The organism is Bacillus sp. JJ1532 (genome assembly GCF_036965085.1).
Classification (GTDB): domain Bacteria; phylum Bacillota; class Bacilli; order Bacillales; family Cytobacillaceae; genus Cytobacillus.
This window is the reverse complement of sequence record NZ_JBALOW010000022.1, coordinates 102,428-115,070: the sequence shown is the minus strand read 5'-3', so window position 1 is coordinate 115,070 and position 12,643 is coordinate 102,428. Positions and strand designations below refer to the sequence as shown.

At 37.7% G+C, this 12,643-nt stretch carries 16 protein-coding genes; 10 read left to right on the top strand and 6 right to left on the bottom strand.

What is annotated here, in order from left to right; genetic code table 11:
- Window positions 1-444 (top strand): IS3 family transposase (locus V7122_RS10130; RefSeq protein ID WP_335526531.1); only part of this gene is annotated, 444 nt, incomplete at its 5' end.
- Between the two features lie 66 nt (window positions 445-510).
- On the opposite strand, the gene V7122_RS10125 is transcribed toward V7122_RS10130, so the two are convergent.
- Window positions 511-1,302, bottom strand: coding sequence for an alpha/beta fold hydrolase (locus tag V7122_RS10125; RefSeq protein ID WP_335526530.1), 792 nt, complete (start codon window positions 1,300-1,302; stop codon window positions 511-513).
- Window positions 1,303-1,557: 255 nt separating this feature from the next.
- Between V7122_RS10125 and V7122_RS10120 the strand changes: the two genes are divergently transcribed.
- From V7122_RS10120 to V7122_RS10110, 3 genes are all read left to right on the top strand, one after another.
- Complete coding sequence (locus V7122_RS10120) at window positions 1,558-2,262, top strand: DUF421 domain-containing protein (RefSeq protein ID WP_335526529.1); 705 nt, start codon at window positions 1,558-1,560, stop codon at window positions 2,260-2,262.
- Window positions 2,263-2,344: 82 nt separating this feature from the next.
- Window positions 2,345-2,806 carry a hypothetical protein gene (locus V7122_RS10115; RefSeq protein WP_335344309.1) on the top strand — a complete coding sequence of 154 codons (462 nt, stop codon included), beginning with the start codon at window positions 2,345-2,347 and terminating at the stop codon, window positions 2,804-2,806.
- A 99-nt stretch (window positions 2,807-2,905) separates the two neighbouring features.
- Window positions 2,906-3,463: a YkoP family protein gene (locus V7122_RS10110; RefSeq protein WP_335526527.1), complete on the top strand. Its 558-nt coding sequence runs from the start codon at window positions 2,906-2,908 to the stop codon at window positions 3,461-3,463.
- 43 nt (window positions 3,464-3,506) lie between these two features.
- Here V7122_RS10110 and V7122_RS10105 read toward each other — a convergent pair whose 3' ends face one another.
- The 5 genes from V7122_RS10105 to V7122_RS10085 all read right to left on the bottom strand — a co-directional run bounded on the left by V7122_RS10105 (window position 3,507) and on the right by V7122_RS10085 (window position 9,105).
- Window positions 3,507-4,358, bottom strand: a complete 852-nt coding sequence (locus tag V7122_RS10105; RefSeq protein WP_335526525.1) for a metallophosphoesterase — start codon at window positions 4,356-4,358, stop codon at window positions 3,507-3,509.
- 127 nt (window positions 4,359-4,485) lie between these two features.
- Window positions 4,486-5,112, bottom strand: coding sequence for a TVP38/TMEM64 family protein (locus V7122_RS10100; protein WP_335526523.1), 627 nt, complete (start codon window positions 5,110-5,112; stop codon window positions 4,486-4,488).
- 137 nt (window positions 5,113-5,249) lie between these two features.
- Window positions 5,250-7,361 carry an MMPL family transporter gene (locus V7122_RS10095; RefSeq protein ID WP_335526521.1) on the bottom strand — a complete coding sequence of 704 codons (2,112 nt, stop codon included), beginning with the start codon at window positions 7,359-7,361 and terminating at the stop codon, window positions 5,250-5,252.
- 103 nt (window positions 7,362-7,464) lie between these two features.
- Window positions 7,465-8,052: a TetR/AcrR family transcriptional regulator gene (locus V7122_RS10090; RefSeq protein WP_335526536.1), complete on the bottom strand. Its 588-nt coding sequence runs from the start codon at window positions 8,050-8,052 to the stop codon at window positions 7,465-7,467.
- Window positions 8,053-8,217: 165 nt separating this feature from the next.
- On the bottom strand, window positions 8,218-9,105 hold the full coding sequence (locus V7122_RS10085) for a LysR family transcriptional regulator (protein ID WP_335526519.1): 888 nt from the start codon (window positions 9,103-9,105) through the stop codon (window positions 8,218-8,220).
- Between the two features lie 119 nt (window positions 9,106-9,224).
- On the opposite strand from V7122_RS10085, the gene V7122_RS10080 reads away from it, so the two are divergent.
- The 6 genes from V7122_RS10080 to V7122_RS10055 all read left to right on the top strand — a co-directional run bounded on the left by V7122_RS10080 (window position 9,225) and on the right by V7122_RS10055 (window position 12,544).
- A complete protein-coding gene (locus V7122_RS10080; protein ID WP_335526518.1) occupies window positions 9,225-10,271 on the top strand; it encodes a YeiH family protein in 1,047 nt (348 codons plus the stop codon).
- A gap of 141 nt (window positions 10,272-10,412) precedes the next feature.
- Window positions 10,413-10,760, top strand: coding sequence for a hypothetical protein (locus tag V7122_RS10075; protein ID WP_335344581.1), 348 nt, complete (start codon window positions 10,413-10,415; stop codon window positions 10,758-10,760).
- Window positions 10,761-10,774: 14 nt separating this feature from the next.
- Window positions 10,775-11,038: a metal-sensitive transcriptional regulator gene (locus tag V7122_RS10070; protein ID WP_335344582.1), complete on the top strand. Its 264-nt coding sequence runs from the start codon at window positions 10,775-10,777 to the stop codon at window positions 11,036-11,038.
- A gap of 83 nt (window positions 11,039-11,121) precedes the next feature.
- A complete protein-coding gene (locus tag V7122_RS10065) occupies window positions 11,122-11,601 on the top strand; it encodes a DsrE/DsrF/DrsH-like family protein (protein WP_335489511.1) in 480 nt (159 codons plus the stop codon).
- 20 nt (window positions 11,602-11,621) lie between these two features.
- Window positions 11,622-11,918 carry a rhodanese-like domain-containing protein gene (locus V7122_RS10060; protein ID WP_335344584.1) on the top strand — a complete coding sequence of 99 codons (297 nt, stop codon included), beginning with the start codon at window positions 11,622-11,624 and terminating at the stop codon, window positions 11,916-11,918.
- A gap of 50 nt (window positions 11,919-11,968) precedes the next feature.
- Window positions 11,969-12,544 carry a sulfurtransferase TusA family protein gene (locus V7122_RS10055; RefSeq protein WP_335526516.1) on the top strand — a complete coding sequence of 192 codons (576 nt, stop codon included), beginning with the start codon at window positions 11,969-11,971 and terminating at the stop codon, window positions 12,542-12,544.
- Window positions 12,545-12,643: the final 99 nt, after the last annotated feature.

Here is a 12,643-nt window from a genome sequence, read left to right as displayed (position 1 = left end):
GGCAAACCAGCCTACCTATTCTGCGTGAAGGATGCTTCAACACGAGAAATTTTAGCTTATCACTTATCCAAAACCTTGAGAATGGAGATTGTCTATGATACTTTGGACAAGCTCTCTGACTCCATTGGAGACCTTATCCACCCTGAAGCCATCCTTCATTCGGATCAGGGAGTGCATTATACTCATCCTGAGTACCAAAAGAGAGTTAAGGAAATGAAACTGACACAATCCATGTCACGAAAGGGAAATTGTTGGGATAACGCACCTATGGAATCATTCTTTGGGCATCTCAAGGACGAGGTTGAGTATTCTAAATGCCAAGCATTTTATGAACTAAAGGAGTTAATCTCTGGGTACATAGATGAATACAATAACAGAAGATATCAATGGGGCCTAAAGAAAATGACTCCGGCACAATACCGGAGTCATCTGTTAGCTGCTTAATAATAGGGCTTTTTTATACTGTCCACTTTATAGGTTACAGTTCAGTTCAGCTGATTGGTGTTTTTTTTACGAGTTTCCGTCTGGATTTGGATGGTGTGAGAGACAAAACTGCTTGATACATTCATTTAGCTCCTTAGCTGCCTTTGTAGGAATACGATGATTTTCTTCAATAAACAGTATTACATTGTTCGGCAATTTTTCATGCAGAAGCTGGGCATATTGATGAAAGGGTTTATCTTTATTGCCATAAACGAGTAAAATTGGATGCGGAATTTCCTCGAGCCGGTTTGTACAATTATATTGCAAGCTATAACGAAAATATTGCTCCATATTTCTGATGTCCCCTTTGCAAGCCTCAGAGAACATGATTTTGAATAATTCTTTGGTGTTGGCATTGCCAATGGAAATCGTCCAAGCTAATACCTTTTTCGCCCCAGCCTCTGCTAGTTTAATGGCCATAGAAATCCGTTTTCTTAAATATTCATCATTCACATCGGGCATACCGCTAACCAATATTCCGCCTAATGCTCGATCAGGAAAAGTCAGCAAATATTCCAGAACAATCGAACCACCAGAAGAATATCCGCATATATAGGCTTTCTCAATTTGCAAATGATCTAATAAAGCTTGAATATCTTTTGCAATAAGCGGGTATGTAAGGGGGGATTTGGAAAAATCACTCAGCCCATGGCCCCGAATATCAAAAGTGATGATTTGAAAATGTTTAGATAGTTCCTCCATTTGATATGTAAAATTTACGGAAGTGATGACTGGGGGATGAATAAAAACAATAGGAGTTCCTTTTCCGTTAATTGAATAATAAAGATTAACATCGTTATCCAGTTTAAGCATTGGCATGATGTGAATCACCTCTAAGGAGTTTTTACTGAACATTAAATAAACATTCATATTAGTATGGGCTTAAAATACTGGATTTCATTCGTTTACTAAAGTGTTCTTAATAAACTGGATGATGGACATTTTCATCGGTGAAATTGAATAATTAAAGTGATAGCTAGAAGGAACTGATTACTAAAGAAGTGATCAGCCTTGTGCTTTTCGGGCATGTTATCAATATGTACATACCGAAGATGTCCGGAGGGAGAAGTTCATATGGACTTTTTTTATGGTCAAGAAACACTTACTGCCATGCAATGGATTTTAAGAGCTGTTGTAATCTATTTTTTTATGATTATTATTGCAAAACTAATGGGGCAGCGATCTATTTCTCAGCTAAATTTGCTCGATTTTGCTATTGCTGTAGTCTTTGGTAATATCATAGCTCACCCTCTGTCAGATGAACGATTGGGCTTAAAAGGGTCAATGATTTCGATGAGTACACTTGTCATTTTATATGTATCAAGCGTTTTCTTAGTATTAAAATCAAAAAAGCTAAGAAAATTTGTTTTGCCTAACCCATTTCCCTTGATTAAAAACGGACAATTCATTTATAAAAACTTAACGAAAGCAAGAGTTTCAGTAGACTATATTTTATCTGAAGCCAGAAAAGAAAAAATTGAGGATGTAAAAAAAGTAGCACTCGCTTTATGGGAGCCTGATGGAACCATCTCTTTTTTCGTAAGTCCCAACTTTCAAACGGTTACTCGGGGTGATTTGAATATCATAACGGAGCCGTTTGATTTTCCAAGAACGGTTGTGAAGGAAGGGAATATTGAAAAGTTGCCATTGCAGCAAATGGGCAAAGATGAAAGCTGGCTCCTATCTGCCTTGAAAACGAATCATAATGTTGAGCTTAACGATGTATTATTAGCAACCATAGATAAGAGCAGCCAATTAAAAGTCTTTTTTTATAAATAATACGCCTTTGCTGTTACTCACGAAAACACATCAGTTCGAATAGTAATGATGTAAGCCCGTTGATGTAATGGAGTTGATAAAGATGACCGGTAAAAACACAAAAGCAGAAAATCAAACAAAAGCGGAAAAGCAAAAAAAAACCGAAAATCAAACAAAAACGGAAAAGCAAACAAATGCAGATATTGAGAGCTTAAAGCTTCAGCTGGAAGAGCAAATAGAGGCAGTCGTTTGGTTTCAAGCTACGGCAGCATTTAGTAAAGCCATTTTGGTATCGAAGCTATTTAGTATATCAGACGACAAACATGATTCAGAGCCGGAGAAAAAGCTCCTGTTTGGTTTATGGGTGCAAGCTATTGGACAATTGTTAGAAGCATTAGGGGTTACAAAAGAATTGTCAGCGCTAGATAGAGAACAGTTTATAAATGCACAGAGAATAGCTGTGGCAGGGGACTTTTTTCAATCATTTGGTGCGCAAATAGAAGTAATAGGCGGAATCGGTATTATTAAGGATGAACAAACAGGAGTTACAGAATTTGTCCCTTGATTTCTTGTCTCTTCTAGCGATATTTTTCCACAAATAATATTTGACTTATCGAAGAAAAATAAGTGGGAAAAGGAAACAGATGAAGGAGAGACAGGAAGTATGAGAGGATATGTTCTTTCGATTTGGAATTGGTTTGATCCGATTTATTATTTCTTTTCACGCCTTACCTTACTTCCGTGTGAAGGGGCAAAAAGCAATATTTTCAGGATTCGAATAACAAAATACAAAGGGAGAAATGTGGTCCTATCTGACGGAACTCGAATCAATAAAAATGACACGCTAGTCAAAATTCATCTCCACAATGCCAAGTTATTAATAGAACTAAAAGACATAAAGAGTGATTTGAAAAAAGCGAAATTTATTTATCAATATGTCCAAAAATCTCTTCCTGAGGTGGAGATTTATATTCGGGAATGCCGTCAAGCATATATGGTTAAAGGGATCGTCGGCATTACGATGCTGAATAAAGGCTGTGAACGGCTCGGTTTTGAGATTGTAGATATATACAGCCCCGTTTATAAATGGTTTAAATGGTTTGCCTTTTTCCCGATAGAGCTTCTATCCAACAAACATACCTCCTGGGAGTCTCTAAAAAATCGAAAGCCAAATTACTTATTTATGTCCACAAACAAACTATCCGAAATGTATAGAAATTAATGAAGGAATAAGAAAAAGCTGTTATAAAAGAACAGCTTTTTTCTTATATAGCCGCTGCAGCCCTTCTATCGTTTGCAGCTAAGGTTAACTCATGAAACGTTATTTCTGGTCGGCTTCCGACACGGATATTCACGCCAGTTTGACCAAGCCCCTCGCTAATATAATAAGGCTTTCCATCCTGGGTATGAAATCCTTTTGTAATATTCATCCTTGCGAGCTTCCCCATTTTCACAAGATGATAGGCTTTCGGATAGCAAATTTGCCCTCCATGGAAATGACCGGCTAACAAATAATCAAAATGGTATTTCTTCATATGCAAAACAATATTAGGGTCATGGGTTAAAACTAAATTTGTCCCTTGCTTAATTCCTTTGTATGAGACATCAAGGTCACTTCGCTTTGTACTAAAGTCATCAATGCCAATAATATTGACTGGACACCCATCAACCATGATTACATCATTTTCATTTTTCAATACTGTGCAGTTATAGGTTTCGAGTGTATCTAATAATGCTTGCAAGTTTTGATTCCGCAGAACATAGTCATGGTTCCCCAATACAGCATAAATGCCATGTTTAGGTTGTAATTGATTAAGAATTTTTAAATAAGGCACTAGCTTAGGAATCGTACGTTTACGGTCGAGGAAATCTCCAGTAAGAGCAATGAGATCAATGGATTCAGCTTTCAACTTTACATAAAGCTCGTCAGGGGAAATTGAAATATTTTCAAGATGCAGGTCAGATAGATGAAGAATATTTAGCTTTGGAGCATGTCTATTTGTTGATTCATTATGAACTTTAACTTTATTAATCACGATATCTTTCGTGTTTCTATTAGCCATTTTTAGAAGGTAATAAAGAAAACCCGCCAATACAGCGAAAAGTACAATCATCAAAATTAAATCACTCCTTCCATATCCCAAATTATACAGGAAAAATATCGCCATTATTACATGCAATTGATGGCAGCAGCACCATGGCGGAATTTCCCATATAATAGGGGTTAAAGGATAGCTTGATGATCTAATTTAGTTTGGACGTCTGCATAGACCAATACCTATAAACTAAAAAAATGCAAAGTAAAAATAATACGTAAATACATAATCCGATTGAAAGAAACAGGATCGATGAGAAAATTTGTTTCCCGCTGAAGGCGACCATAAACATGGGTGGCATGAGCCCAAATGCAGTGGCAGTAAAGTAAGTGCCAAAGGAAATATTGCTCACTCCTGTATAAATATTAACAACTGGCGGAGGCAAAATAGCCGACAGCCGAACAAGGAGGATGGCGATAAAAGCATTTTTCTCAAGCATATGCTGAAATCTTTGAATTCTATTAATTCGCTCTAAATAATGACTGAAATGGCTTCGAAAGAAGATACGTGCTAAGAAAAAATAGAGGATAGCTGCTAAAAATCCACCAGTCCAATTGATTAATGTACCAATCAGCACCCCATATTTTGCTCCCATTAAACCTGCAAATAAGGTAAAGGGAATAAACGGGATGGCTGCTGTCAATACAGATAGGAAAAACATGAGGGGGAGGTCATTTGGGTCACTCTTTTGAATCCATGCAAAAATCAAATCTTTATTTAAAAAACCGATTATTAAGATCACTAAATAAAACGAAAGAACCCACCATTTTTTCATTAGTTAGCTCCGTCCTATGTATTTACATTTTATTTTCCGCACAAAGGACGATGAAATTCCTATGAATTTTAATGTGAAAAAATTGGCATATAGAAAGCCGGCATCTGCTTTCAGCTGTCGATACCGGCTTTGAAGAATTAATTTGCTTTACTTTTACTTGCTTTTTCTTTTTCAAATAAAACAATAAGCCCAGGAAGTAATATACCTCTGATTAAAAACGTATCTAATAAAATGCCGACAGCGACAATAAATCCAAAGACAAATAATAATTCAACCGGCTGAGTCATTAGGACGGCAAAGGTTGCCGCTAAAATAATACCAGCTGAAGATATGACGCCGCCAGTATTCGCAACGGCTATTTCAACTGCTTCCTTCACGGAATGCTTTCGTCTTTCCTCTTGATACCTTGAGATTAGAATAATATTGTAATCGATTCCGAGCGCGACTAAGAAAACAAAGGAGTATAGTGGAACACGGTCACTTATTGTATGAATATCAAAGAAAAGATTGGTTAGAAACATTCCTAAACCTAAAGCAGCCAGGAAGGAGATTAAGATGGTCCCCATCATATAAATGGGCATTTTAACTGATTTAGTTAAAAGGATAAGCAAGCCAAAGATGAGTATTGTTTCTAAAACTACAATAACGATCAAATCTCGATCATTAATGGCACGCTCATCAACTTTTGATGCCGTTTCCCCAGCAAAATAAAGGTTTCCTGTCATTTGGCTATTCGCCACAATTTCTTTAGCATCGTCTCTAATTTTCTCTAAGGCGTCCATTGTTTCAATAGCATACGGGCTTTCGTCGAAAGTTAGGCTATAATTAATTACCTTTTGGTTATCTGATATTCCATTTATACGGACATTATTAACTAACGGCTGATCTTCTAACGCTTTTTTCAATGCCTCCTGCTGCTCGTCTGCTACGATGTCGGGTGACTCAAATAACACAGTGGTAGGCGCGAGATCTCCCTTATGGAAGTTTTCCTCAAGAATATCATAGCCCACCCTTGATGGCATATCGTCTGGGAAGGACTTCATTGTGTCAAATTCGTATTGCATATTGAACATATTGCTTGCTGAAACAAGGAGAACGATCCCAATGACGGCAACAGAAAGACCTGGTTTTTGGACAACAAATCGTCCAGTCCGGCTCCAAAAGGAATGCTTTGGAATGAAGGTCTCTCCGACACGAGGAATCTTCGGCCAAAATGATTTCCTTCCGAAAAGTGTAAATAACGCTGGAATGAGCGTAACGGATGCGAGCATAATAATGACCATCGTTGTTCCAAAGGTCGGAGCGAAATTTTTGTAATCTCCGAATTGAGCAAAGAATAGTACGAGCATGGCAGCTAACACCGTTCCCCCTGAAAAGAAAACAGGCATCCCAGTTTCACGCATTGCCGCTTGCATTGCATCATATTTACTTTCAAAGTTCTTTAACTCTTCACGGTATCTTGAAAATACGAAAAGGGAATAATCAATAACTGCCGCGAATAAAAGGATGGTCATAATAGAAAGTGTTTGATTACTCATAATGAGCCCGGCTGCACCCATTAATCCAAGCGTTTGCATGACCACTTCATAGACGAAGGCGGCTGCAAGAAGCGGAATTAGAGCCAGCAATGGAGAACGATAAATAATAACCAAAAGAACTAAAATTAATCCCACTGTTGATAAAATAAGCACGACATCGGCCCTTGAGAATAAATCCAGCGTATCAATTCCAATACCAGCAGGGCCTGTGACATATAAGGTTAAATCTGAATGATCTTTAACAAGCTTCTCGATTTTTTCCTTCGATTGTTTAATTTCTTTAATTTCAAACGAAGAATCGAATATTAACGGAACAACAGCTGTCTGTTTATCATCCGAGAAAAATCCGCCCGCTGCTTGTGGAGGGATGGAGGATAAAGGAATAACTTGCTGTACACCTTTAATATTTTCCCCAGCAATCCTGTCAAAAAGATCAGCAAGTTGCTGATATTCAATTTCCCCATCCTTAGATTGAAAGACTAATATAGCAGGCAGACCATCATTGTCTTTAAAATATGTGTCCAATTTATTTTGGGCAATAACCGATTGTGCATCCTTTGGCAGTGTATCGATAGAAGAAACCTGGTAATCTTTTGCGCTAGGAGCAAATAGAGCTAAGCCCATTGTCAATACAAGCCATATGGCAAGGGTGATCCACATGCCTTTTCTTGTTGTGACTCGGTCGGTAATGAAATGCAGGAAGGTTTTCATTTATACAACCCTTTCTTTTTAAGTTAGTGACACAACTGTCACTTTAATGAAAAATAAAAGACGCTATTGTCACCAATATTATCTTTTAAAGGTGACAGTAGTGTCAATTGTTTTTTGTAAACATTCCGTGACAAATAATTTCTTTAATCGAGCTCACCCATTCCTCAGCGGGTACTCTTGTGTGATTCGGAATTGCAATGGTTTGAAAAATAAAGCCTAGGATAAGACCGTCCGGAATTTGAGGCTTTAATATTTTTTCTGCTCTCCCTAAATCAATAAAATTTTGTAAATGTTTATACATATCAAGATGCTGTACATCCAGTTTTGCTTTATTTAATGTTACTTTTTTAGATATATTTGCTGGTATCTGCAGTGCAATGATAATAATTTGATGGATTTCCGAATGCTCAAAAATAAGCGCGAGGAGTTCATTGAATTGGGCTTCAAAGCCATCGAATTCCGTAATCTTCTGCAGCTTTAGAAGAAACTTTTCCATTTCATCGAGCATGTAATCGGTAATTAGCTCTTCTTTATTATCGTAGTATTTATACAATGTGCCTCTAGAAATCTCTAGGCGATCTGCTAAAAGACTAAAGGTAAACCCTTCATATCCATGAAGAAGCAATAACTCCTTCGTTGTTCTAAAAAGTTCATCAATCGAAAATTTCCGTTCCCGTGCCAAGCTGCTCACCTCTCTTTTATTATAGAACAAAAAGATAGATTCACAACAGAACATCACCAAAACAATCCGGTTAAAGGACATAGAATCAAGAAATCATCCAATGTATGTACTTTAAATCACTGTTAAAGGATATAGAGACAAGAAATCACTAGTTGTATGTCCTTTAAAACTTTTCTATTTTATTTTCGTATTCTGTTTAATAATTTCCAGGAAAACCTTCAATGCTTTTGTCTCAAAGGGAGAACTTAACACAGTTGAAAAGTCACGAGTAATGGAAAGGTCCTTCACCTTTAATACTTTTAATGTCCCAAGAGAAACTTCCTTTCGAATCGTCCAATCAGATAATAAGCTAATGCCTAAACCAGCTTCAACCGATTCCTTGATTATTTGTGTACTGCCAAATTCCAAGAGTTTTTTAGGAGTTATCCCATATTTAGAAAACATTTTTTCTGCGGCTTCTCTCGTACCTGAACCGATTTCTCGGCAAATCCACGTTTCATTTTCTAAAATAGAAAGGAATATTTCTCCCTCCATTTGTGCCAGTCTATTATGAGGAGAAGCTACAATGCTCATCGTATCTACAGCAAATGGCTCTACGACCAAGTGGTTATTTTTGTATTCCCCTTCTACAATCCCAATATCTAATTGGTGTCCAAGTACCAATTCAGCAATTTCCTTCGTATTCCCAATCGTAATAGAAGGGTTGATCAGAGGGTACTTTTTTTGCATTTTTGCAATCAAGTGAGGCAAGATATACTCACCGTAAGAATAGCTTGCTCCGATTGAAAGTGCCCCACTCGGTTTATTCGTTAAATCATCAATAAGAAAGTTCATTTTTGAATAGAGCCCGATAATTTCCTTAGCATGATGGTAAACAATTTCCCCTGCTTTATTTAAGCGGACATATTTATTGCTGCGCTCTAAAAGAATCGTTCCCATTGTTCGTTCTAATGCTTGAATATATTGACTGACTGCTGGCTGTGTCATATGTAATTCTTCCGCTGCACGAGAGAAATTCTGCTTTTCCGCGACCATCACAAAAACTGCTAACTGCTGATCCATCTTCACACCACCCATTTACTATATGAATTTACTTATCATCACTATTATAAATTATTATTTTTCTTATTGTAAAAAAAGTATTATGCTGAATGAACAGATGATATTTTGGTGGTGAGAATATGGGAGCACACGCAAGAGCACTTACAACTAGTAAGGAGCCAATTCAGCCAGAAAAAAAACCAGCCCCGTTGGGAAAATGGGCAGGCGGCATCGCTTTTACATTTCTAATTGCCTTTTTAGGCTTTTTATTAGCAAAGGCACCTGGATTTGATCATGTTGGGCAGCTAGCATCGGCAATTGTAATTGCTGTTTTGTATCGAAATTTATTGGGGTATCCAGAGTTTTTTCGTGCAGGAATTAAATTTTCATCAAAGAAATTATTACGTTTTGCCATTATTTTATATGGGCTCAAGCTAAATATTGGAACCGTGCTAAGTGATGGTTTAGGCTTGCTCATACGAGATGCAGGTGTCATTATTTTTGCGATTCTCTTAACAGTTTGGCTCGCTCGTTTAATGAAAGCGGATAAAAACATCTCCCTTCTTGTCGGGGTAGGGACGGGGGTATGTGGAGCCGCTGCCATTGCTGCAATCGCGCCGATTATTAAATCGAAGGATGAAGAAACAGCAATTGGCGTAGGAATAATCGCACTAGTTGGTACGATTTTTGCGATTATTTATACCATCCTGCGTCCGATTCTGCCTTTGACAGATGTAGAATATGGCATTTGGTCCGGCATTAGTCTGCATGAAATTGCACACGTTGCAATGGCAGCAGCACCTGGCGGCCAGGATGCACTGGCAATTGGGCTGTTGGCAAAACTCGGCAGGGTATTCTTGCTCGTTCCTCTCTGTTTTGTTTTCATGTATTTGATGAGGAAAAAAAACACGGGTGATAATAACGCGAAAATTGAATTCCCATGGTTCTTAATTGGTTTTATCATTATGAGCGTAATTGGAAGCTATATACTTGGCCCGAAAATTCCGGTTTCAGATGGATTTATGAATGGAGTAGCGACTCTGACAACTTGGTGCTTAACAGCAGCGATGGTCGGACTAGGGCTAAATGTCAGCCTTCGCGATCTGCGTACGAAAGCACTAAAGCCATTAATTGCGATGGGGATTACGTCTATTATTCTATCTGTATTAGCTTATTTTATTATTTAGTCTTGTTCATTTTGTATAGTGATTGAAGATAGGAAGAGAATCCAACTTTGTATAAGCTGGATTCTTTTTAATTGTTGACATTATACCTATAGGGGTATAAGATAAGGCTAGTCATTAAAAAATTAAACAAGGGTGATTCAAATGGTCATTTTATTTATACTATCATTCAGCATCATTATTGGGGCTTTGTATATAAGATACTGCCCAGTTGGAAATGTTAAGTGTACGGAGTCACTCAGCCATCCTGCAGATTCAATAGAAATTGTTGATGTTAGAGATTATAATCAATCATATAAAGATCCTGTTTCAGGAGCTATTAATATTCCATACGCATATATGAAGAGGCATTATTCTGATATATCCAGTAAAACCATTCATGTGATCGCATCAGATTATTTGGAAAGAAACATGAGTATCCGCTTTTTAAGAAAAAGAGGGTATACAATTGCAGGGTATACATTAACAGATTGCCCTTGCAAAGATTATTAGAAAGGAGAATAATCATGGATTTCAATGATCAAATGAAAAATAGGGTTAAGCGCATTGAAGGACAGCTGCGGGGAATTCTAAAGATGATGGAAGAGGAAAAAGACTGTAAGGATGTAATTACACAACTCTCTGCTGCTAGATCTGCGATTGATCGTACAATTGGGGTCATCGTTAGTTCAAATTTAGTAGAATGTGTGAGAAATGCAGAAGAAAATGGTGAGGGAAATACAGAAGAATTAGTTAAGGAAGCAGTAAATCTGCTTGTAAAAAGCAGATAGATTAAAAAAGGGTTGACACTCTTTTTTATTTTCATTAACATTATACCCATAGGGGTAAGGGTAAAAAAATTAGGAGGATTACAATGACTCAGAAAAAATCAACAAATATTATCCTGTTCAGCGGGGATTACGATAAAGCTATGGCTGCTTATATTATTGCAAATGGTGCTGCGGCATACGATCATGAAGTAACTATTTTCCATACGTTTTGGGGATTAAATGCCCTGCGAACAGATGAAGATAGGATGATTAAGAAAGGCTTTATCGAGAAGATGTTTGCAAAAATGATGCCTAAAGGCGCTGATAAAATGGGCTTATCGAAAATGAATTTTGCCGGATTTGGGCCTAAAATGATTAAGGATGTAATTAAGAAGCATAATGCCATGACATTGCCACAGCTGATTGAAATGGCTCAAGAATTAGATGTTAAGCTTGTTGCATGTACAATGACAATGGATTTGCTTGGGCTAGTGGAAGAAGAACTGCTCGATAATGTTGAATATGCCGGTGTTGCAGCATATCTTGCTGATGCAGAAAATGGAAATGTGAACCTGTTTATCTAAAGATACGAGGAGTGAATGTAATGAAACAGCTAACTGCAAATGAAGTGAAAGAATTAATAATGGAGGCTCAGCCGCTAAATCTTATTGATGTACGCGAAGTGGATGAGGTAGCTGCAGGGAAAATTCCGGGAGCACAGCATATTCCATTGGGATTACTTGAGTTCCGTATGCATGAACTTGATAAATCGAAGGAATACATCATAGTTTGCCGTTCAGGAGGAAGAAGCGGACGTGCTTGCCAGCTGCTTGAACGCTATGGCTTTAAAGTTATCAATATGGTAGGCGGAATGCTTGATTGGGAAGGCGAAATGGAATAATTTTTTTACACAAAACAATACCCCTATGGGTAAAAACGGGAGGTTTAATGATGAAATCAATTAAAACAGACGTGGTACTAGATGCTAAGGGTCTTGCTTGCCCGATGCCAATTGTGAAAACAAAGAAGGCTATGACGAATCTTGAAGAAGGCCAGGTTCTTGAGGTCCAAGCAACAGACAAAGGATCGAAAGCGGATATTCAAGCTTGGGCTAAAAGCTCGGGTCACCATTATTTAGGAACGATAGAGGAAGGGGTGGTACTAAAGCATTACTTAAGAAAGTCAGATGGAGAGGAATCTGTTGAAAGAAAACATCCAGATGTTGTATCTAATGAGGAGCTTGAACAAAAGCTTGGAGGAGATGAGAGCATAGTTGTACTAGATGTAAGAGAATCAGCGGAATTTGTCTTTAATCATATTCCTCAAGCAATCTCTATCTCGCTAGGTGAATTGGATGAACGTATGGGTGAGCTACAACTGGAAAATGAAATTTATGTTGTATGCCGTACCGGAAATCGCAGTGACTTTGCTGCACAAAAACTCTCTGAGAAGGGTTTTACAAAAGTATTCAATGTTGTCCCAGGCATGAGTGAGTGGTCTGGCAAAACAACAGGTATCCAAAACTAAAGTTAGTGTAGATCGTTCATAACGACCGTGGGAGGAGTTTTTCAAGAACGAAGGGTGGTTAAGAAGTGTTTATAACGACCTTCAGGGCAGTATTTCTGA

What these genes read in the sequence shown, in the direction of transcription:
- V7122_RS10115 (WP_335344309.1), top strand. Translation starts at nt 2,345, where the DNA reads ATGACCGGTAAAAACACAAAAGCAGAAAATCAAACAAAAGCGGAAAAG.
- V7122_RS10085 (WP_335526519.1), bottom strand. Translation starts at nt 9,105, where the DNA reads ATGGATCAGCAGTTAGCAGTTTTTGTGATGGTCGCGGAAAAGCAGAAT.
- V7122_RS10120 (WP_335526529.1), top strand. Translation starts at nt 1,558, where the DNA reads ATGGACTTTTTTTATGGTCAAGAAACACTTACTGCCATGCAATGGATT.
- V7122_RS10065 (WP_335489511.1), top strand. Translation starts at nt 11,122, where the DNA reads ATGACTCAGAAAAAATCAACAAATATTATCCTGTTCAGCGGGGATTAC.
- V7122_RS10075 (WP_335344581.1), top strand. Translation starts at nt 10,413, where the DNA reads ATGGTCATTTTATTTATACTATCATTCAGCATCATTATTGGGGCTTTG.
- V7122_RS10060 (WP_335344584.1), top strand. Translation starts at nt 11,622, where the DNA reads ATGAAACAGCTAACTGCAAATGAAGTGAAAGAATTAATAATGGAGGCT.
- V7122_RS10070 (WP_335344582.1), top strand. Translation starts at nt 10,775, where the DNA reads ATGGATTTCAATGATCAAATGAAAAATAGGGTTAAGCGCATTGAAGGA.
- V7122_RS10100 (WP_335526523.1), bottom strand. Translation starts at nt 5,112, where the DNA reads ATGAAAAAATGGTGGGTTCTTTCGTTTTATTTAGTGATCTTAATAATC.
- V7122_RS10110 (WP_335526527.1), top strand. Translation starts at nt 2,906, where the DNA reads ATGAGAGGATATGTTCTTTCGATTTGGAATTGGTTTGATCCGATTTAT.
- V7122_RS10055 (WP_335526516.1), top strand. Translation starts at nt 11,969, where the DNA reads ATGAAATCAATTAAAACAGACGTGGTACTAGATGCTAAGGGTCTTGCT.
- V7122_RS10080 (WP_335526518.1), top strand. Translation starts at nt 9,225, where the DNA reads ATGGGAGCACACGCAAGAGCACTTACAACTAGTAAGGAGCCAATTCAG.
- V7122_RS10095 (WP_335526521.1), bottom strand. Translation starts at nt 7,361, where the DNA reads ATGAAAACCTTCCTGCATTTCATTACCGACCGAGTCACAACAAGAAAA.
- V7122_RS10125 (WP_335526530.1), bottom strand. Translation starts at nt 1,302, where the DNA reads ATGCCAATGCTTAAACTGGATAACGATGTTAATCTTTATTATTCAATT.